The 19,001-nt window shown below is 44.8% G+C and carries 19 protein-coding genes; 11 read left to right on the top strand and 8 right to left on the bottom strand.

Annotated elements, in window-relative coordinates:
• Window positions 1-2 precede the first annotated feature (2 nt).
• The 3 genes from RAC86_RS03005 to RAC86_RS02995 are packed head-to-tail and all read left to right on the top strand — an operon-like array spanning window position 3 to window position 1,663.
• Window positions 3-1,100: a DUF4097 family beta strand repeat-containing protein gene (locus tag RAC86_RS03005; RefSeq protein ID WP_014115318.1), complete on the top strand. Its 1,098-nt coding sequence runs from the start codon at window positions 3-5 to the stop codon at window positions 1,098-1,100.
• Between the two features lie 4 nt (window positions 1,101-1,104).
• Window positions 1,105-1,302: a PspC domain-containing protein gene (locus RAC86_RS03000; RefSeq protein ID WP_014115317.1), complete on the top strand. Its 198-nt coding sequence runs from the start codon at window positions 1,105-1,107 to the stop codon at window positions 1,300-1,302.
• 1 nt (window position 1,303) lies between these two features.
• A complete protein-coding gene (locus RAC86_RS02995) occupies window positions 1,304-1,663 on the top strand; it encodes a phage holin family protein (protein WP_003219771.1) in 360 nt (119 codons plus the stop codon).
• A 30-nt stretch (window positions 1,664-1,693) separates the two neighbouring features.
• Here the strand turns inward: RAC86_RS02995 and RAC86_RS02990 are convergent, their stop codons facing one another.
• Window positions 1,694-2,905, bottom strand: a complete 1,212-nt coding sequence (locus RAC86_RS02990) for an MFS transporter (protein ID WP_072565340.1) — start codon at window positions 2,903-2,905, stop codon at window positions 1,694-1,696.
• 21 nt (window positions 2,906-2,926) lie between these two features.
• On the bottom strand, window positions 2,927-3,436 hold the full coding sequence (pchR, locus tag RAC86_RS02985; protein ID WP_014115315.1) for a pulcherriminic acid biosynthesis transcriptional regulator PchR: 510 nt from the start codon (window positions 3,434-3,436) through the stop codon (window positions 2,927-2,929).
• 438 nt (window positions 3,437-3,874) lie between these two features.
• Between pchR and pchC the strand changes: the two genes are divergently transcribed.
• Together pchC and cypX are read left to right on the top strand one after the other, a co-directional pair.
• Complete coding sequence (pchC, locus tag RAC86_RS02980; RefSeq protein WP_014115313.1) at window positions 3,875-4,621, top strand: cyclo(L-leucyl-L-leucyl) synthase; 747 nt, start codon at window positions 3,875-3,877, stop codon at window positions 4,619-4,621.
• Window positions 4,622-4,635: 14 nt separating this feature from the next.
• A complete protein-coding gene (gene cypX, locus RAC86_RS02975; RefSeq protein ID WP_061187840.1) occupies window positions 4,636-5,853 on the top strand; it encodes a pulcherriminic acid synthase in 1,218 nt (405 codons plus the stop codon).
• 40 nt (window positions 5,854-5,893) lie between these two features.
• On the opposite strand, the gene RAC86_RS02970 is transcribed toward cypX, so the two are convergent.
• Window positions 5,894-6,367: a MarR family transcriptional regulator gene (locus tag RAC86_RS02970; RefSeq protein WP_061187841.1), complete on the bottom strand. Its 474-nt coding sequence runs from the start codon at window positions 6,365-6,367 to the stop codon at window positions 5,894-5,896.
• A 164-nt stretch (window positions 6,368-6,531) separates the two neighbouring features.
• Here RAC86_RS02970 and RAC86_RS02965 point away from each other — a divergent pair, with 164 nt between their 5' ends.
• A complete protein-coding gene (locus RAC86_RS02965) occupies window positions 6,532-10,401 on the top strand; it encodes a lamin tail domain-containing metallophosphoesterase family protein (RefSeq protein WP_072565339.1) in 3,870 nt (1,289 codons plus the stop codon).
• A gap of 18 nt (window positions 10,402-10,419) precedes the next feature.
• Here RAC86_RS02965 and RAC86_RS02960 read toward each other — a convergent pair whose 3' ends face one another.
• The 3 genes from RAC86_RS02960 to nagA are packed head-to-tail and all read right to left on the bottom strand — an operon-like array spanning window position 10,420 to window position 13,084.
• A complete protein-coding gene (locus tag RAC86_RS02960) occupies window positions 10,420-11,151 on the bottom strand; it encodes a GntR family transcriptional regulator (protein ID WP_061187843.1) in 732 nt (243 codons plus the stop codon).
• 17 nt (window positions 11,152-11,168) lie between these two features.
• On the bottom strand, window positions 11,169-11,897 hold the full coding sequence (nagB, locus tag RAC86_RS02955) for a glucosamine-6-phosphate deaminase (RefSeq protein ID WP_014115308.1): 729 nt from the start codon (window positions 11,895-11,897) through the stop codon (window positions 11,169-11,171).
• Window positions 11,894-13,084, bottom strand: coding sequence for an N-acetylglucosamine-6-phosphate deacetylase (gene nagA, locus RAC86_RS02950; RefSeq protein ID WP_072565338.1), 1,191 nt, complete (start codon window positions 13,082-13,084; stop codon window positions 11,894-11,896). The genes nagB and nagA overlap by 4 nt, the downstream gene beginning before the upstream one ends.
• A gap of 181 nt (window positions 13,085-13,265) precedes the next feature.
• Here nagA and hprK point away from each other — a divergent pair, with 181 nt between their 5' ends.
• Genes hprK through hprF form a run of 5 tightly spaced genes read left to right on the top strand, consistent with a single transcriptional unit; the run spans window position 13,266 to window position 17,152 of the window.
• Entirely contained in the window at window positions 13,266-14,198 is a 933-nt protein-coding gene (gene hprK, locus RAC86_RS02945) for an HPr(Ser) kinase/phosphatase (RefSeq protein ID WP_014115306.1), read from the top strand.
• Between the two features lie 13 nt (window positions 14,199-14,211).
• A complete protein-coding gene (gene lgt, locus RAC86_RS02940; protein ID WP_014115305.1) occupies window positions 14,212-15,021 on the top strand; it encodes a prolipoprotein diacylglyceryl transferase in 810 nt (269 codons plus the stop codon).
• 23 nt (window positions 15,022-15,044) lie between these two features.
• Window positions 15,045-15,983, top strand: coding sequence for a nucleoside recognition domain-containing protein (locus RAC86_RS02935; RefSeq protein WP_072565337.1), 939 nt, complete (start codon window positions 15,045-15,047; stop codon window positions 15,981-15,983).
• Window positions 15,980-16,630: a pyrophosphatase PpaX gene (ppaX, locus tag RAC86_RS02930; protein ID WP_014115303.1), complete on the top strand. Its 651-nt coding sequence runs from the start codon at window positions 15,980-15,982 to the stop codon at window positions 16,628-16,630. The genes RAC86_RS02935 and ppaX overlap by 4 nt, the downstream gene beginning before the upstream one ends.
• 3 nt (window positions 16,631-16,633) lie before the next feature.
• On the top strand, window positions 16,634-17,152 hold the full coding sequence (gene hprF, locus RAC86_RS02925; RefSeq protein WP_003219790.1) for a heptaprenylglyceryl phosphate O-acetyltransferase: 519 nt from the start codon (window positions 16,634-16,636) through the stop codon (window positions 17,150-17,152).
• A gap of 22 nt (window positions 17,153-17,174) precedes the next feature.
• Here the strand turns inward: hprF and pelC are convergent, their stop codons facing one another.
• On the bottom strand, window positions 17,175-17,840 hold the full coding sequence (gene pelC / locus RAC86_RS02920) for a pectate/pectin lyase PelC (RefSeq protein ID WP_003235401.1): 666 nt from the start codon (window positions 17,838-17,840) through the stop codon (window positions 17,175-17,177).
• A 254-nt stretch (window positions 17,841-18,094) separates the two neighbouring features.
• On the bottom strand, window positions 18,095-18,847 hold the full coding sequence (locus RAC86_RS02915; RefSeq protein ID WP_072565336.1) for a C39 family peptidase: 753 nt from the start codon (window positions 18,845-18,847) through the stop codon (window positions 18,095-18,097).
• Window positions 18,848-19,001: the final 154 nt, after the last annotated feature.

Here is a 19,001-nt window from a genome sequence, read left to right as displayed (position 1 = left end):
TCATGAAGCAAGAAAAGGAACGAATCCTTAAGCTTGTTGAGGAAGGAAAGCTTACAGCACAAGAGGCTTTGACACTGATTGAAAAACTTGACAGCGACTACAAGGAAAAAGAAGAAAAAATCACAGCGCTCTCAGTTCATGTACATGACGAGGAAGAGCCGTTTACAGCAGAAAAAAAAGAAAGCAGCAAGCCGTCTTTAGGAGCCAAGCTGTTTGATTGGATTGATTCCGCTGTGAAAAAGGTCAAGGAAGTTGACCTTGATTTGAACTTTGGCCATGCGTATGATGTTCAGCACATTTTTCAATTTAAAGATACTGACTTCTCCAGTGTTGAGCTTCAAATTGCCAACGGCAGCGTGAATATCGTCCCTTGGGAAGACGAGGATATCAGAGCGGAATGCCAGGCGAAGGTATATCGCGCTGACAGTCAGGATGCGGCGAGACATGCATTTCTTCAGCATATTGAATGTGAAATCAAAGGAAATAAGTTTTTTATCCGTACTGAGAAGAAAACAATGAAAACCAATGTGACTTTATATATTCCTCAGAAGGAGTATGATAAGATTCGGGTGAAGCTGTTTAATGGTCCGGTCAGAGGGGAACATTTACATGTAAAAGAGTTCTCGGCGAAAACGACAAACGGCGTGCTGTCGTTCTCGCATTTAACAGCCGAAAAAGCCACAGCCGAAACGGCCAACGGGCAAATTAAGCTTGCCAGCCACAGCTGTGGCACGATAGAAGCGGAAACCATTAACGGATTGATCGATCTCCGCGGGAGAAGCGAATCCATTGACGTTCAAAGCTTTAACGGAAATATTGCGATTCACGTAACAGACTCTGACTGCCGCTCCATTTATACCAAAACGACAACTGGAAATGTGGAGCTTTCGATTCCGGACGATCTTGCAGTGAAGGCAGAGCTAAAAAGCAATCTTGGTTCGTTGTCCCATGAATTAATGGATGTTGAGATGCTGAAAGAAAAAAATGATACCATTCAAAAAGAAATGTTGTTCACTTCAAATCAGGCACATGATCAAAACATCACCGTCTTCTCAGAATCATTAACAGGCACCATCAAACTAAAGTACTCACAGAGGTGATCAAATGAATAGGCTTTATCGTTCAGAAAAAAACAAGAAAATGGCCGGTGTCATCGGAGGTCTCGCGGAATATTTCAATTGGGATGCATCACTCCTCAGAGTCATAACTGTCATCCTAGCTATTATGACAAGTGTTTTCCCTGTTTTGCTCATTTATATCATTTGGATTTTTATCGTCCCGTCAGAAAGGGATATGAAATGACATGGTAAAATGGGCAGTCAGCATTTTGGTAAATGCATTGTTATTAATCGTCATTGATGGATACATTGACTCCATTCATGTTAGCAGCATTGGGGCAGCGATTATCGCCAGCCTCATTTTATCGATCTTAAACGTGCTGATTAAACCGCTTTTGATTATCTTTACACTGCCGGTCACGATGGTGACGCTTGGTCTCTTCTTGTTTGTGATTAACGCCATCACCCTGATGATGACCGCGTCCATTATGGGTGACAGTTTTCAAATTGACGGTTTTGGCACAGCGATATGGGCATCTGTTATCCTGTCGGTGTTCCATTTGTTGATTCAAAAAGGCATTTTAGAGCCGCTGCGAAAGAAATAAAAAAAGCTGCCATACAGAAGGCAGCTTTTTTTACATGTGGTGTTTTTTTTGTTTTACGCGCTTCTGCGGCGGATACATTTGCGGCAGAAGGCAAAAGCTCAATGCGGCAAATATAAGGCCTAAGAGTCCAAAGGACATGGTAGACGGCATCAGTGTGAGCAGATAGGCGGATATCATCGGACCTGCCGCCATGCCTGTATATCTGATAAAGTTAAAAACTCCGATTGCACTCCCTCTATTGTGTTCAAATTCATTGGTGATCATTGTGGAGTACAAGGGAGGGATGACCCCCATCGAGATGCCAAACAGTGCCAGCGTGAGAGCCATGAGAATGAGAGAAACGGAATGTGTAACGGCGAACAACATGATACTGCAGGCTGCAATTACATTGCTGCCGATAAACAAGGTGCTCAGCGCGATTTTTGCCTGTATTTTTTTAAACAGAAACGTACCGACAATCGTGCTTAGCGCCAGTGGCAAATATAACAGTCCTGCTATGCTCACATCAATATGATAGTGCTCCGTCAGCAATATCGGGAGGTAGACGATCACCGCAAAATAAATGAAAAAGAGGAAAAAACTTAAGGTCAAAATGACGTTTCCTGTTCGATTTGTAAATATTGATTTGTAATGAGCGAACACATTGCCTTGGGCTTGCTGCTTAGATCCAGCGGGAGAGTCCTTAGGAAAGATGATGCTGTTTGTCACCAGCATAACGACAGAGATGGCCGTAAGCATCCAAAAGATCCCTTCGTACCCGGCTGCTCCGCCTATGAATCCCCCGAGAACGGGTGCGATAGCCGGCGCGGCGGACAGGAGCATTTGATATGTTCCCATTGCACTCCCGCGGTCACTGCCTGTAAACAGCTGTCCGATCGTTGTGGCAGCAATAAGAGGCAGTGCTGCAGATCCCGCAGCCTGTATCATTCTGAATATCAGAAACAAAGTAAAGTCAGTGGTTACCGCACAGCCGATGCTGGCAGCTGCCGTTGCCATAATTCCGGCAATCAAGACAAACCGCGCGCCTTTAAAATCGATGATGGTCCCTAATATAATTTGCATAATCGCTGTCACAATCATAAAAACTGAGACTGACAGGTTTACCATTGCTGCGGAAACATGGAATGATTCTTTAATAACCGGGATAATAGGTGAATAAATGTTTTGGCTTAAAGATGCAAAAAATGCGCTGAAGCAAACAATGTATAAGATCAATACCGCCTTTGATTTTGTTTGAGTCATAAGTGTACACCGCCTTTTTGTTTACTTTACAGGTTTGTCCGGAGTCTCATCGTTTTGTTCTGCTTCAAGTGTAGATGTCAGCTGCTCTAGAAATTTCAATACAGCATTTTGTTCGTCTTGTGAAAATGAATCGAGGAATTGGTAAAAAGCCAGCTCCTTTTTTTTATGCAATTTCTCATGCAAGTCGAAAATCCGTCTGCCTTTACGGGTTAATTTGAAATACACTTCTTTTTTGTTATCTGTCAGCTGATAGCTGTTAATGAATTCTTCCTTGATCAGTTTTGTGCTGATTTTCGTTACATTCGCTTTCGATAAGTTCATTTTTCTGGCGATTCCCGCATTGTTAATGGGTTCATGCTGGCCGATACAGTCAATGACATGAATGCTTGTCATGTTTTTAGGGATATCGATCACATCCTCCTCTGCGGCCTCCTTAAAAAATTGCTGAAGTGATGTATTCGCTTTTTGTTCATTAAGGTGCAGCAGTCTCACATATATGTCGTATATCATCTGCTTCGTCAAATCAGACATAGGCTACCTTCTTTCTTAGGAATAATAGTTTACGATGAAACAATAAACAATATTGTTTACCGGTGAACAATATTATTTTATCTTTTCTTGTTTTCGTTGTCAATTGCTGGTGTTTAAGCTTTATTTGGTGTTGCGTCATGCTGAATATGAGTGTAAAAAGTGTGTGAAAAATGTGACATTTACATTTATTTTCAAATATTTGGGTACAGATTATATTGACGGGTAGAGGAATAAGGGATAAAATGACTAATGTTTACTAGTAAACATTAATTATGATATGCACCTTGAAAAATGAACATAGAAGTTTGAATCTTAACATAATTCGCTTGGTAACTTTAAGTGCTGCCTGCCATTCGTCTTGTTCAGTTGTGCCAGTTGTTCCAACTCTTTATGAGGGTGATGACTTAAAGCGGGATAAGTTTTTTAGGGGTGAATGAGATGACCGAAATGGCGACGGAAAGAAAGCCTATAGATTTTACTGCTGAGCCACTGACACAAAATTGCAGAGAAATATTTGAACGGCGCCAGCATGTTTTGGTGGGGATCAGCCCATTTAACAGCAGGTTTTCTGAAGATTATATTTACAGATTGATTGGATGGGCGACAGCTGAATTTAAAAGCGTTTCCGTTTTGCTTGCGGGGCATGAGGCGGCTAACCTTCTTGAAGCGCTCGGAACTCCCAGAGGCAAGGCTGAACGAAAGGTAAGGAAAGAGGTATCGCGAAACAGGAGATTTGCAGAAAGGGCTCTTGCGGCTCATGGCGGGGACACGAAGGCGATTCATACATTTTCTGATTTCACGGAAAACAAAGCCTATCAGCTGATGAGACAAGAAGTTGAACATGCGTTTTTTGAGCAGCCACATTTTCGGCATGCTTGTTTGGACATGTCTCATGAAGCGATTATCGGGCGTGCACGCGGAATCAGTTTGATGATGGAAGAAGTCAGTGAGGATATGCTGAATTTGGCTGTGGAATATGTCATTGCTGAGCTGCCGTTTTTTATCGGAGCTCCGGATATTCTTGAGGTGGAAGAGACGCTCCTTGCTTATCATCGTCCGTGGAAGCTGGGTGAGAAGATCAGTAACCATGAATTTTCTATTCGTATGCGGCCGAATCAAGGGTATCTCATTGTGCAAGAAATGGCGCAGATGCTTTCTGAAACACGGATCACATCTGAAGGATGATAGGGGGAGTTAACATGAATCAATCCATTAAATTGTTTAGCGTGCTTTCTGATCAATTTCAAGAAAATCCATATGCTTATTTTTCACAGCTGCGGGAGGAAGATCCTGTTCATTATGAAGAGTCGATAGACAGCTATTTTATCAGCCGCTATCACGATGTCCGCTATATCCTTCAGCATCCTGATATTTTCACGACAAAATCACTTGTTCAGCGTGCTGAACCGGTCATGCGCGGCCCTGTGCTGGCCCAAATGCATGGGAAAGAACACTCCGCTAAAAGAAGAATTGTAGTGAGAAGCTTTGTAGGGGACGCATTGGATCATCTGTCTCCATTGATTAAACAAAATGCAGAAAACTTGTTAGCACCTTATCTGGAAAGAGGAAGAATCGATCTCGTCAATGATTTTGGAAAGACGTTTGCAGTGTGTGTCACGATGGACATGCTCGGGCTGGATAAAAGAGATCATGAAAAAATCGCTGAGTGGCACAGCGGGGTTGCCGATTTTATTACGAGTATCTCTCAGACTCCAGAAGCGCGGGCGCATTCTTTATGGTGCAGCGAACAGCTTTCTCAATACTTGATGCCGGTCATCGAAGAACGCCGCGTCAATCCGGGATCTGATTTAATTTCCATCCTATGTACTTCTGAATATGAAGGCATGGCGATGTCGGACAAGGATATACTGGCACTGATTCTCAATGTGCTGTTAGCCGCAACGGAACCGGCAGATAAGACGCTGGCACTGATGATTTATCATTTGCTCAACAATCCCGAGCAGATGAATGATGTTTTGGCTGACCGTTCGTTAGTGCCGAGAGCCATTGCGGAGACGTTGCGTTATAAACCGCCGGTTCAGCTGATTCCGCGGCAGCTGTCCCAAGATACGGTGGTCGGCGGTATGGAAATCAAAAAAGATACGATTGTTTTTTGTATGATCGGAGCGGCTAACCGGGACCCTGAAGCGTTTGAACGTCCTGACGTGTTTCATATTCATCGGGAAGATCTCGGCATCAAAAGCGCTTTTAGCGGCGCCGCCCGGCATCTCGCTTTCGGATCAGGCATCCATAACTGTGTAGGAGCAGCTTTTGCCAAAACCGAAATCGAGATTGTAGCCAATATTGTGCTGGATAAGATGCGGAATATTAGATTAGAGGAAGGTTTTCGTTATGCTGAGTCCGGTCTGTATACACGCGGACCTGTTTCACTTCACGTTGCGTTTGACAGGGCGTAATAAGATTTCAAAGGTCTCTCCCATGCGGGGGAGGCTTTTTTTACATATGTTTTACCCACAAGTTGAAAAACGCAGTCACTGTTTTTAAATCATCAATTGAAAATTCATTGAAGAGCTGTTTATATTGCTCCTTTGCTTTCTCATGAAGCTGTTCATGTAATGCCGCCAGTTCTCTGCCGCTTTCAGTTAGCGTATAAAAAATTTCTTTTTTGTTGCCGGGCTTTTTTGTCACTGTGATGATATTGTGTTTCAACAAAGCTTGAACTGCTTTTGAAACAGCGGCTTTTGAGATGTGTAAGCGGGATGCTAAGAAGCTGTTGTTCACATTTTGGCTGGTATGTATACAGGAAACAATGTGAAGCTGGGTCAATGTCCATTCTTTTCTGAGATGTTCGGGATGTTCTGAGGACATGTCGCGGGATGGTATCTGTACTTTTTGCATGACACGTTTATCCCTTTTTAAAGCGAATTGTTGTATAGCTTGAATTAATTCATCATGAATACTGTTGTCCATCAATTTGCCTCTCTGATTTAATTGTTAACTGGTTAACTATCCTTAGTTTACTGGGTAATAGTGGAATCTTCAAGAGGCAGACGCTTTTTTGTTCTTTATGCACAAAAATGAACTCATAAGCTTCCCTGTTCAGACGCAAAATACATGAAAAGGGAGGTGTTTTGATGAGGAAATACACTGTTATTGCTTCTTTATTCTTGTCTTTTCTTTCAGTTTTGTCTGGCGGCCATCATGAACCGAAAGCTTTTCCTGTTATAAATCAGGAACCATTCCAAACGCCTCATTACATACCCTTGCTTGAAAATCCTCCTCAAATCGATGTGAAAGCTGAAATGAAAAGCAATCTGATGATTGAGGCTCAAGTGCGTGACAATGAGTATCAAGCATTTTCTGCCTTTCTGTTTTATAAACAAAGTAATGAGCTGGGCTACAAAATGGTGCCGATGGATCCGACACCTGGAGCGGTCCGCAAGTTTTTCGCGCAAATTCCGAAACGATTGATTTGGAACAGCGAGCTTGAGTATTACATTGTGGTTTCCAATGGGAAGCAGCGGGTCGAGTCGGAGATGAAGAAACTGAAGCTCGAAGGATATCAGGCTGATCTTGCCCATATCCCGGAGCTTCTGATCACAGAACTAGCGGTTGATACAAAGAACATTGGACGTGCAGACGGTTATGAATTTATTGAGATTTATAATACGACTGACAGAACGATTGATTTTAAAGACTATCACATCCGTTACCGCTATCCGAAAGAAGGGCCTGACTCCGATCTGATTTGGAGACCGGAAAAAAAGATCACGATTCCATCCGGTGAAACGTTTGTGTTTTGGCTGAAGCCTGCCGGACATCCAGAATTGACGACGGAGGATTTCAATCGATATTATCAGACACAATTAACGGAAGGGAAAAATCTTGCGGTGATAGAAGAGACAGAGGGCATGGCCAATACCAGACCGCGGGCAGCCGTGATATCAACGAATACAGGAAAAGATATTTCGGTTGCACATTATCGGAAACATGCGCTGCGCCGGCTGTCGTCTGTGCTTTACAAGTATCCGATGGACGGTACCGCAGAACTTCTCAATATTTCAATCGGAGAAAAGAATCCGTCCCCCGGAACTGTATTACAGGCGCAGGTGCCTGAGCAGAAACGAAAAATCAAGCTTGATAAAGAAAAACCAGTCATTGAGGATTTGACTGATCGCAAGCCTGTCCGTCCTGCTGAAAGCATTGAGCTGCGTGCTGACATACGGGATCGCAGTCTTGTGAAAACGGCGGCTTTCTACTATCGGACAGATGAAAACAAACCGTTTAAGCGCATTTTCGCTGAAAAAGACCGCAACGACAATCTCTATCATTATATTGTGTATTCGCCTGAACTGATCGGGAAGGATCAGCTTGAGTATTACGTGACTGCAGGGGACGGGATCAATGAAGCAAGAACCCCGGTCAAAATGATTGATATTAAACAAACAAGCAAGTCGCACGGTTTGCGGATGAATATTGAAAACAGAGATACGCTATCGGGAACTCAGTTTCTAAAAGCGACGACAGACGGGCGCACTGACAGCATTAGGCTGTGGATTGACGGAAAAAAACAAGTGACAGAGCCCGCTATGGAAAAAGAAGTGTATTTTGCGTTCGATACGAGAAAAACGAATCTTTACTTTAAAAACGCGGTAACGATGGAAGGCAAAGTATTAAAGGTGTTCGATGATACGACAAATAAATACCGCACCTATTCTGTTCCATTGCCGGAGACGCTGCTTCGCAAAGGGAAGCAGCTGCAGCATATTACGATACGATCAGGTTCAAAGGTATCGCCGTTTGATACGGCTGAAAACCGTGATGATTTCTTAGTCAAAAACGCCCGACTGGTGTTATCGGATGGTACGGTGATCAGGGATCAGAGGGTTTCTCCTGAGAAGGAACTCTTTATTGGAGATAATCAGCGCTCGAATAAAAGCTGGCAATTTCAATTCAATCTGCCTGACGGACTGTTTACGTCACAGCTGCTGGAGTGGGATACATCAAAGCTTTCTGAAGGGGTTCACCATATTCAAGCGAGCGACGGCAAGGAAAATGTAAGCTTGGTTGTGCGGGTAGATAATTCAGGGCCTCACATTGAGCCGAATATCACCGAGGGACAAACGTACAAAGGAAACCTCATTCTGCAGGCGGATATGTATGATAAATGGAGCAAAATTGAGGAAGTGAAGGCGTCTTTAGATGGTGAAAGCATTACACTCCCATACCATACGTCATCTTCTGAACTTTTGCCGGGAAAACATTCGCTAAAAGTGACAGCAACGGATCTCGCGGGCAATAAAACAGTCATTGAGCGGACGTTTAAAACAGAACGAGAGCATCCAGATCAGCCGGAGGTCATAGACAGCGAAGCCGACACGCATAGGGCTAAGCTTTCTGTGCGGGTGAAGGATCCGACGAATGACGCCATGGATGTCGCTTTTTATAGAGGATTTCAATATACAGCGCGAAACAATGTGAAAATATTCAAGCATGCGTCACTGACTGAACCGCCGAAAAGCTTTGTGCCGGAAAGTGAGACCCCATTTACGAATAAAGAATTGGAGAGGGTATCTGCTGCTGACGGAAAAACAGTATCGACAGAAAAGAAGGAACTTTTCCCTTATCATCGCTTTGAAGTGGCGGTTGATCCGTCAGTTGATGAGAATGACTTGGCGGAAGCAGTCTGGAAGGGAAGTTCTTTGCCGGGGAGAAAGGTGACGATGTATGTTTGGAATTATCGGACAAACGAGTGGCAGCCGGTTGACAGCTTTGTTGCAAAGAATGACAAACCGTTTATGCTGAAGGCGTCTGTGATCTCCTCCGATTTTGTACGGAAGTCGAAGATGAATGTGATCGTACAGGATGAAATTCCTCCTGCGAAAGATATGTACACATTTGTCTGGATGTCCGATACACAGTATTACGCCGAAAGCTATCCGCATATTTTTGATAAACAAACTGCATGGATAAAAGATAATCAAAAGCAACTCAATATCAAATATGTGTTTCACACGGGTGATATTGTAGATGATTCAGCTGATATCAGACAGTGGAAAAACGCGAATCGGTCAATGTCCGTTCTGGATAAAAGCGGGATTCCTTACGGCGTGCTGGCCGGTAACCACGATGTCGGGCATAAGGACGGCTCCTACAGGGCGTTTGGCAAATACTTTGGCAGTGATCGTTTTGATAAAAAATTGCATTATGGCGGTTCCTATAAAAATAACCGAGGGCATTACGACCTGATTTCAAGCAACGGCAATGATTACATCATGCTATACATGGGATGGGGCATTACCAATGAAGACATCGCATGGATGAATCAGGTACTGAAGAAGCACCCTGACCGGATGGCTGTTTTAGCTTTTCATGAGTATTTGCTGGTCAGCGGAAACAGAAGCCCGATCGGAGAGAAAATATTTAAAAAAGTCGTGAAGCCGAATCCGAATGTCGTGCTGGTGTTAAGCGGACATTATCATAGTGCGATGAGAAAAACTGATGAGCTTGATGATGATGGTGATGGAAAACCGGATCGCCTCGTGCATCAAATGCTGGCCGATTATCAGGGCGGGCCAGAAGGCGGGCAAGGGTATTTGCGTTTGCTGCAATTTGACCAGGCGAATGATATGGTGCATGTGTCGACGTACTCTCCGCATTTACAAGATAAAAACTACTATGATGCGGATACCCACGGTGACAAGGATGAGTTTTCTCTTTCGCTTGATTTGAAGCCGAGGATCAAAAAGGTGGAAACCGATTATTTTGAGTGTAATGTATATACCAATGAAGAGCTCGGAAAACGGGAGCAAGTGAAGAGCGGGGATACTGCTGAATTCCGCTGGGATCATCTCGAGCCGCATTCTGTTTATTATTGGTACATCATTGTAGAAGACAGTTTTAACGGCAAAACGAAATCACCGATCTGGAAGTTCAAGACGAAAAAAGAGACATATCGTCCGGCGCCAGACCAGTTAGATTTTCGCCATGTCTCCAATCCTTAAAAAGGATTGGAGGTTTTTTTATGAAAGCCGATCCATATAGTGGACAAATGTATAACGGTCGCCTCTGTATACAGATTTGGCATGTTCAAAAGCAGTTCCGTTCTGTAAATATGTTGTTCGTTTGATTAACAGGACAGGCGCCCCCTTTTGAATGCCGAGAATGCTTGCTTCTTGAGATGTTGCAGCGCTTGGTTCAAGCTCCTGTTTTGCACTGGAAATCGGTATGCTGTTGTACCTTTCAATATGCTCGTAAATCGAAGACTGAAAATGCGATTCATTTAATTCACCCGCAAGCTCAAACGGAATATGCGAGGATTCGATCGCCATCGGAATATCATTTGCCAGTCGCACCCGAGTGATTTGATGGATAGGGGAGGGGTGCCCGCAACCTAATATAGCGGCGAGCCCCTCCGTTGAATCAATAAGCTTGTAGTCAATGAGCCTGCTGCCCGGTGTCATCCCGCGGCTTTTCATATCCTCGGTAAAGCTTGTCAGCCCTTGGAGTGCTTGTTCCATTTTTGGCTTGCTGACAAAGGTTCCCCGCCCTTTAAGGCGATAGAGAAAGCCTTCATTGACTAAATTAGAAAGAGCCTGGCGAACCGTCATCCGGCTGATCCCAAATTGTTCGGCATATTCACGCTCAGAGGGAAGAGGCATATCCGGCAGCAGCTCTCCGCTCTTCATTTGGGCTTTTAATTGTTCCATAATCTGATAATAAATCGGAATAGGCGATTGTTTATCGATCTTCATAAGTCAGCATGTTCCTTTCAAGGTCTTAATGCCGCTGCTTCACGATCAATCAAAACCGTTACATCGGAATGCAGGTGCAAAGCAGATGCAGGGAAATCTTCACTTATGTCTCCTTCTAACAGCTTTTTCACTGCTTCTGCCTTGCTTTTGCCGGAAATAAGCAGCAGAATGCGCTTGCTTGTGAGAATCGTCTGGATTCCCATTGTGAGCGCTTTTTTTGGCACACTGTCTATTGAAGGAAAATATCTGGCATTCGCCTGGCGGGTTTGTTCATTTAAGGTCACAACGTGTGTCCGCGACTTGAAAGGCGTTCCCGGTTCGTTAAAGCCGATATGTCCGTTTCGGCCGATGCCGAGAAGCTGAATGTCAGTGCCGCCGAGGGATTCGACTACTTGTTCGTACCGTCTGCATTCGGCTTCCAGGTCGTCTGCATTTCCATTCGGGATAAAATGCCGGTTTGGAAGGCTATCGATATGCTGAAAAAAACGATGATTCATATAGAAGTGATAGCTGTTCGGGTCATCGCTTGAAAGTCCGGCGTATTCATCCAAATTAACCGTGGTGACGTTTTGAAATGAGAGATTCTCAGTTTGGTGCAGGCGGATCAGCTCGCGATACGTGCCTTCCGGTGTGCCGCCTGTCGCTAAACCGAGAACGGCGTCAGGTTTTTCCTTGATTGTGTCTGCCGCTATTTTGGCTGCTTTTTGGCTTAGCTCTTCATATGTTTGACATTCTATTACTTTCATATCTGGTCAGCCTCCTTGGATATAAATGCAATGTTTCCGCGGCAAATGGTGAGAATCACCTCGCAATCACTGCTGACAATGACAAGATCCGCATCTTTTCCCTCTGTCACACTGCCTTTTCGGTCAAAGATGCCCAGCTGTTTGGCCGCGTTTGCAGAAGTTATATTAGCTATATCCGTCCAAGAACAATTTGTAAACTCACGCATATGCCGTGCGCCTTCGTTCATTTTGAGGATCGAACCGGCAAGTGTTCCGTCTGAAAGAAGAGCTGTTTTTCCTCTTACCGTCACACTTTGGCCGCCGAACTCATATACGCCGTCTTTCAGGCCTTTTGCCCGCATTGAATCGGTAATTAAAATGAGCTTGGTGCTGCCTTTTGCCAAGAAAGCAAGCTTTGCCGCTAAAGGATGGGAGTGGATGCCGTCGGCAATAAGCTCTGCCATAAACCCATCATGGGCAAGTGCCGTTCCGATCACTCCGGGCTCTCGGTGATGAAACGGGCTCATCGCGTTGTAAAGATGGGTCATATGGCTCGCGCCTGCTTTCGCGGCCTCCGACAGTAATGCGGAGTCGGCATCTGTGTGCCCCATCGATGCGATAATCGATTCGTCTTTCAAATAGCGGATCAGTTCAAAATGCCGGTCCTCTTCCGGCGCGAGTGTGACAATTTTGATCAGACCGCCCGCCTCCTGCTGCCACTTTTTGAAAAGCGCAACATCCGAAGGCCTGATCCATTCCTTTGGCTGCGCTCCGGCTCTTTTAGGTGAAACAAAGGGGCCCTCTAAATGAATGCCGAGCAGTTCCGCACCTAATAAAGAGGATTCCTCAGCTGCTTTCCAATCTCTTGCATTTACCAAAGCTTGAGAAATGTGCCCATGTTCCTGAGTAATCGTTGTTGCCAAAAAGCTCGTCGTGCCTTCTTCGGGCAGCCTTGACGACATGGTGTCGAGGGCTGAAAAGCTTGAATCCATTGTATCTGCGCCATAGCCGCCGTGAATATGAATGTCAATCATCCCGGGAAGCAAAACGGAATCTGCCGGTGCTTGAATCTCTTTTGAATAAGACTCTTTAGGACGTTCTGTTGAGATTGTGCTGATTTTTCCTTCATTGATTCCGACATAGCCATTTTTGATTACTTCGTTTTCTGTCACGATCGCGATGCCTTTGATAAGAAGACTTTCTGCCATAGGTGATCCGCCTTTCTGGAATATGAATACATTTATTTTACCCCTTTTCAGACTAGTGATCTAGACCAGCTAAGGCGTTTTCCTGTCTTTTATAAAATCTGTTTTAGGTTCAAGCCCGAAAGTGATAAAATGAAATTATTGTGAGCAAGCTCGGGGCAGCCCGGAACAGGAGGAACATATCGTGGCAAAGGTTCGCACAAAAGACGTAATGGAACAGTTCAATTTGGAATTAATCAGCGGAGAAGAAGGAGTTAACCGCCCGATTACAATGAGTGACTTATCAAGACCAGGCATTGAAATTGCCGGATATTTTACATATTACCCGAGAGAGCGCGTGCAGCTTCTCGGAAAAACGGAGCTTTCTTTCTTTGAACAGCTGCCGGAAGAGGATAAAAAGCAGCGAATGGATTCTCTGTGCACGGATGTAACACCAGCTATTATTCTTTCTAGAGATATGCCTATCCCGCAGGAGCTGATTGACGCTTCTGAGAAAAACGGCGTGCCTGTCCTCAGATCGCCGCTGAAAACGACCAGGCTGTCAAGCCGGTTGACCAACTTCCTTGAGAGCAGACTTGCGCCAACCACAGCCATTCACGGTGTGCTTGTGGATATATACGGTGTCGGCGTGCTGATCACAGGAAAGAGCGGCGTCGGGAAAAGTGAAACCGCGCTGGAGCTTGTGAAAAGGGGCCACCGCCTCGTTGCCGATGATTGCGTTGAAATTCGGCAGGAGGATCAGGATACCCTTGTCGGAAACGCTCCTGAATTAATTGAGCATCTCCTTGAAATCAGAGGGCTTGGCATTATCAACGTGATGACGCTGTTTGGTGCCGGTGCGGTCAGAAGCAATAAACGGATTACGATTGTCATGAATCTTGAACTTTGGGAGCAGGGCAAGCAATACGACCGTCTCGGGCTTGAGGAAGAAACCATGAAAATCATTGATACAGAAATTACAAAACTGACGATTCCTGTCCGTCCGGGCCGAAATCTCGCAGTCATCATCGAAGTGGCAGCAATGAACTTCAGATTGAAGCGGATGGGGCTGAACGCCGCTGAGCAATTTACCAATAAGCTGGCGGATGTCATTGAAGACAGTGAACAAGACGAATAGGAGTTGGCGTTAAATGAATGAAGCGATAGAACCACTCAATCCGATAGCGTTTCAGCTAGGGCCGTTGGCCGTCCATTGGTACGGAATCATTATCGGTCTCGGCGCTTTGCTTGGGCTTTGGATTGCGATGAGGGAAAGTGAGAAACGGGGGCTGCAGAAAGATACGTTTATCGATCTTGTCCTGTTTGCCATTCCGATTGCGATTATTTGCGCACGAATTTATTACGTTGCATTTGAATGGGATTATTATGCGGCACATCCCGGAGAAATCATTAAGATTTGGAAAGGCGGCATTGCCATTCACGGCGGATTGATCGGCGCCATTTTAACAGGTTATGTGTTTTCGAGAGTGAAAAACCTTTCGTTCTGGAAGCTTGCGGATATTGCCGCGCCAAGCATTTTACTCGGCCAGGCGATCGGCCGCTGGGGAAACTTCATGAATCAGGAAGCGCACGGTGAGGCAGTCAGCAGAGCCTTTTTAGAAAGCCTGCACCTGCCTGAATTTATTATCAATCAAATGTACATTGATGGACAATATTATCACCCTACTTTTTTATATGAATCACTATGGAGCTTTGTCGGCGTCATCATTTTGCTGTTCTTGCGCAAAGCAAATTTGCGTAGAGGCGAGATGTTCTTGATCTATATCATTTGGTATTCAATCGGACGATACTTTATTGAAGGAATGCGGACTGACAGCTTAATGCTGACTGATGCACTTCGCATCGCTCAGGTGATTTCAATCGTATTGATTGTTTTGGCTGTGGCAGCCATCATCTTCAGACGCGTCAAGGGATACTCGAAGGAGCGGTACGCAGAGTAGACGTCAACAAAGGGGGATGAGGGATGAAGAAGATCTTTCTGGCCGGTCTAACGGCGGGGCTTCAAACAACATGGACACTTGGTAAAGTCATTTTCCCGGTAACACTATTGGTCACTTTGCTTCAGCATACACCTGTCATGGATTGGCTTGTACGGCTGATCACACCGGTTATGGGCCTGTTCGGGCTTTCGGGTGAAGCGGCCATTCCGCTTGTACTGGGAAATATGCTGAATCTGTATGCAGGAATTGCCGGAATTTTGACATTGGATTTATCTGTGAAGGAAGTCTTTATTTTAGCTGTAATGCTTTCATTCTGTCATAACTTGATTATCGAATCGACAGTTGCCGCAAAGGTCGGTATCAGAATTGGTGTTATTTTGGCGGTGCGCATCGGTTTGGCCGCTGTGTCAGCGATCGTCATCAACCTCATCTGGCATGGCGGACAGGAAACGGCGCAGTACGGTTTTATCACCGCGAAGAGTGCGGCCCCTGACGGCTGGCTGGCAATGCTGGCCGAAGCTTTAACGAAAGCTGGACTTGGTGTTTTGCAGCTGGCGGCAATAGTGATCCCGCTGATGATCATCATTCAGTTTTTAAGAGATTTAGGCTGGCTGCATCGGTTTTCGAGGTGGCTGTCTCCGTTTACGCAGCTGCTTGGCATGAATAAAAATACGTCCATGACAATGGTGGCGGGACTGACGATCGGTCTGGCCTACGGAGCGGGTGTTATGATCAAAGCTGTCGAGGACGACGGCGTGAGCAGACGGGATATGACATTGGCATTTATTTTTCTCGTTGCCTGCCACGCGGTGGTGGAAGATACACTTGTCTTTATTCCGCTCGGCATACCGATCTGGCCTCTTCTTCTGATTCGTGTCACCACCGCAGTGCTGCTGACAATGGCTATTGCGCACACATGGAAAAAATGGAAACCCTCAGCGGTTGGAAAGGAAGCAATATGAGTGACAAACGAGTAACGACGATTCTGTTTGATTTAGACGGAACTCTTATTAATACGAATGAATTAATTATCGCGTCCTTTTTGCATACACTGGAGCATTATTACCCGAGCAAGTATAAACGAGAAGACGTTCTCGCGTTTATCGGGCCGTCTCTTTTTGACACATTCTCCTCGATGGACGCTGATAAATGCGATGATATGATCGCCATGTACAGAGCGTACAATCATGACATGCATGATACACTCGTGACTGAATATGAAACGGTGTATGAAACCCTGGATGCATTAAAAAAAGCCGGCTTTAAATTAGGGATTGTGACAACGAAATTAAGAGATACTGTCAATATGGGCCTCAAGCTGACGGGAATCGGCGAATTCTTTGAAACGGTCGTTACCCTTGATGATGTGACGATGGCAAAGCCTGATCCCGAGCCTGTGCTTTTAGCGCTGAAACAGCTGGGAAGCGAGCCGGCGGAAGCCATTATGGTAGGAGATAATTACCATGATGTGCTGTCAGGGAAAAACGCCGGGACAAAAACGGCTGGAGTCGCATGGACGATTAAAGGGCCGGAAACACTGGCGAAGCATGAGCCTGATTATATGCTTGAGAAAATGAGTGATCTATTACAAATCGTTGGAGTGAAGTAATCTGTGAGAAAAACAGATCGTCATCCGGTCTCGGGGGCTAACTCACTATGGCATGTCTATCAAACGGTGCCTTTTTTAAAGGTTGTCAAAAATTTTATTGTCATTCAAATTGCGAGATATACACCGTTTATAGGGATGAAAAACTGGCTGTACCGTACATTTCTGCGGATGAAGGTTGGAAAGCAGACTTCCTTTGCCCTCATGGTGATGCCGGATATTATGTTTCCGGAAAAGATCTCAGTCGGAACAAATACAATCATCGGGTACAATACGACCATTTTGGCCCATGAGTATTTGATTCAAGAATACCGGATCGGCAAAGTCCTGATCGGAGACGAAGTGATGATCGGTGCCAACACGACTATTCTGCCCGGTGTGGAAATAGGGGATGGCGCAGTTGTGTCCGCCGGAACACTTGTCCATAAAGATGTGCCTGCCGGGGCTTTTGTCGGCGGAAATCCGATGAGGATCATCTATACGAAGGAAGAAATGCAAGAAAGATTGAAAAAGCCCGCTGAATAAACATCAGCGGACTTTTTTATATTCAAAATTGAGTATTATTGTTTTCGTAAATATGCTGAACGCCAATCCATTTTTGGCCGACATTGGAGTATCGTGTATTTGTCATTCTAACCGTGCTTGTTTTGCTGTCTGTCCGGAATATCGCCTCTTTCATGTTCGTGATGGTGCACTTGTCAATGATCACATCAACGTGGAAGGTTGAACCGCCAAGCTGTCTAATGAACTTTCCGCCATTGTCTGCAGTGAAGTTTTTCACTGTGAATGTGCTGGCTTTATTGATTTGGAAAATCTTATCTGACGCTTTTTGGGCAGAGCCGCCGTCGATGGTCACTTTTCCTTCCTTCTTCACCGTTAACGCATCCTCGCCAACATCTTCCCACTTCACATTCTGAATGTTAACGTTTCCATAAGTGTGCACGCCATCAGCAGCAGGTGTGCCGAGCACCACATTTTTCAGAGTTGCTCCATCCTCTACACGAAAAACAGGTTCCTGATTTTCGGACTGGCTTCCGTCACCTAATTCTTTCCCTGCTACAAACCGCTGTCCCTTCCCGTCATATGTTGTATTTTTTGGTACGATAATTGTTTCGTGAACCACTTTGTCAGCTGCAAAAGCGGTTGATGATTGAAACTGGCTGAAACCCATAACCAAACTGAACATAAATAGGATAGACACGATTTTTTTCAATGATAAAATCCTCCCCGGATATCTTTAATTTTTGTAAGAGAAGCCTCAGCGTCTTGCACCGGCTTCTCTCACATCGATCGGGGCAAGGCTGAATCTGCTTTAATCATAAAAACAGACAGCCTGAAAGTAAAGACAATTTTGGATGATAAATGGAAAATGAATCGATATTACCGATTGAAATAAAAAGCATGAATATTGTCGTATTTGCTCAGGGTAGAGCATAGGCACTGTGAAAGCGAACAGTTTTCAGCAGTTTACTTTTGAATCACAACGGCTTGGCTGCCCATTTGTTCCCACGCTTTTTCAAAGCTCGTTCTGTCAGTTTTTCTGTTTTTGTAGCCATACGGATCATTGAGATACACGTATTTTTCATCATATCCTGTAACGGCGACACTGTGTTCACTGTACGTGATATCTATTGTTCCGTTTGGCGTTTTCCATGTCTGCATGTTGTCAACCGGCGTAAAGTTGGCGGTCGTAATGACCCAAACAGGATTGCCTTTCTCAAGCTGTTCATAAACAGCAGAAATGCTTTTTCCAGTCAGGTCAGACACTTTGTCTCCGGCATAGGTTTTCGCCAACTGATAGATCGGTCCATGATAGACACCGAGACCCGGTCCATTCGCCATATCCCCGACAAATCCGTCATTCGGATCACCTTTTAATCCGCTGCTGTATGTCAAAGGCACTATGGCTATCTGGTTAGCCAGGGTGTTTTTTGTCACGTCGTATCCCGCGTAATTCAGCACCATCGCAAGGCTTGTTACTTCACAGCCGTTATAGAGCCGAGGCGCGTCCATTTGATTGTAAAGGATGACATCAAGTGGTTCGGCGCTTCCTTTCAGCACCTTTTTGCTGTTCGCGGCTGTGCCCGTATTGCTATCAGAAACCACTTTTTTAAGGCTGTTCAAAAAAGGAATATCTATATCTTTTGCATCTATTTTAAGTCCGAAAAAAATAACGCCTGAAAGAATCATCAGTACACATAGAGTTCGCAGTGTTTTCATCTTTATCTCCTTGTTCTCTATTTGATTTGTATTATAGCATGCCAAACATAAAGAATTTGAGATATTACGTACCTTTAATCATTTATTCATGATTTTTTCATAATTGGGAGGAGGATATCTGAACTAAAAATATCTTGACTGAAGTTAAGCATTG

Source organism: Bacillus sp. LR_5 (genome assembly GCF_042709275.1).
Note: the sequence above shows the minus strand (reverse complement) of the source record. Positions and strands in the feature narration are given on the sequence as shown.

Coding starts and splice junctions, on each gene's coding strand:
- RAC86_RS03005 (WP_014115318.1), top strand. CDS start 3: ATGAAGCAAGAAAAGGAACGAATCCTTAAGCTTGTTGAGGAAGGAAAG.
- RAC86_RS03000 (WP_014115317.1), top strand. CDS start 1,105: ATGAATAGGCTTTATCGTTCAGAAAAAAACAAGAAAATGGCCGGTGTC.
- RAC86_RS02995 (WP_003219771.1), top strand. CDS start 1,304: ATGGTAAAATGGGCAGTCAGCATTTTGGTAAATGCATTGTTATTAATC.
- RAC86_RS02990 (WP_072565340.1), bottom strand. CDS start 2,905: ATGACTCAAACAAAATCAAAGGCGGTATTGATCTTATACATTGTTTGC.
- pchR (WP_014115315.1), bottom strand. CDS start 3,436: ATGTCTGATTTGACGAAGCAGATGATATACGACATATATGTGAGACTG.
- pchC (WP_014115313.1), top strand. CDS start 3,875: ATGACCGAAATGGCGACGGAAAGAAAGCCTATAGATTTTACTGCTGAG.
- cypX (WP_061187840.1), top strand. CDS start 4,636: ATGAATCAATCCATTAAATTGTTTAGCGTGCTTTCTGATCAATTTCAA.
- RAC86_RS02970 (WP_061187841.1), bottom strand. CDS start 6,367: ATGGACAACAGTATTCATGATGAATTAATTCAAGCTATACAACAATTC.
- RAC86_RS02965 (WP_072565339.1), top strand. CDS start 6,532: ATGAGGAAATACACTGTTATTGCTTCTTTATTCTTGTCTTTTCTTTCA.
- RAC86_RS02960 (WP_061187843.1), bottom strand. CDS start 11,151: ATGAAGATCGATAAACAATCGCCTATTCCGATTTATTATCAGATTATG.
- nagB (WP_014115308.1), bottom strand. CDS start 11,897: ATGAAAGTAATAGAATGTCAAACATATGAAGAGCTAAGCCAAAAAGCA.
- nagA (WP_072565338.1), bottom strand. CDS start 13,084: ATGGCAGAAAGTCTTCTTATCAAAGGCATCGCGATCGTGACAGAAAAC.
- lgt (WP_014115305.1), top strand. CDS start 14,212: ATGAATGAAGCGATAGAACCACTCAATCCGATAGCGTTTCAGCTAGGG.
- RAC86_RS02935 (WP_072565337.1), top strand. CDS start 15,045: ATGAAGAAGATCTTTCTGGCCGGTCTAACGGCGGGGCTTCAAACAACA.
- ppaX (WP_014115303.1), top strand. CDS start 15,980: ATGAGTGACAAACGAGTAACGACGATTCTGTTTGATTTAGACGGAACT.
- RAC86_RS02915 (WP_072565336.1), bottom strand. CDS start 18,847: ATGAAAACACTGCGAACTCTATGTGTACTGATGATTCTTTCAGGCGTT.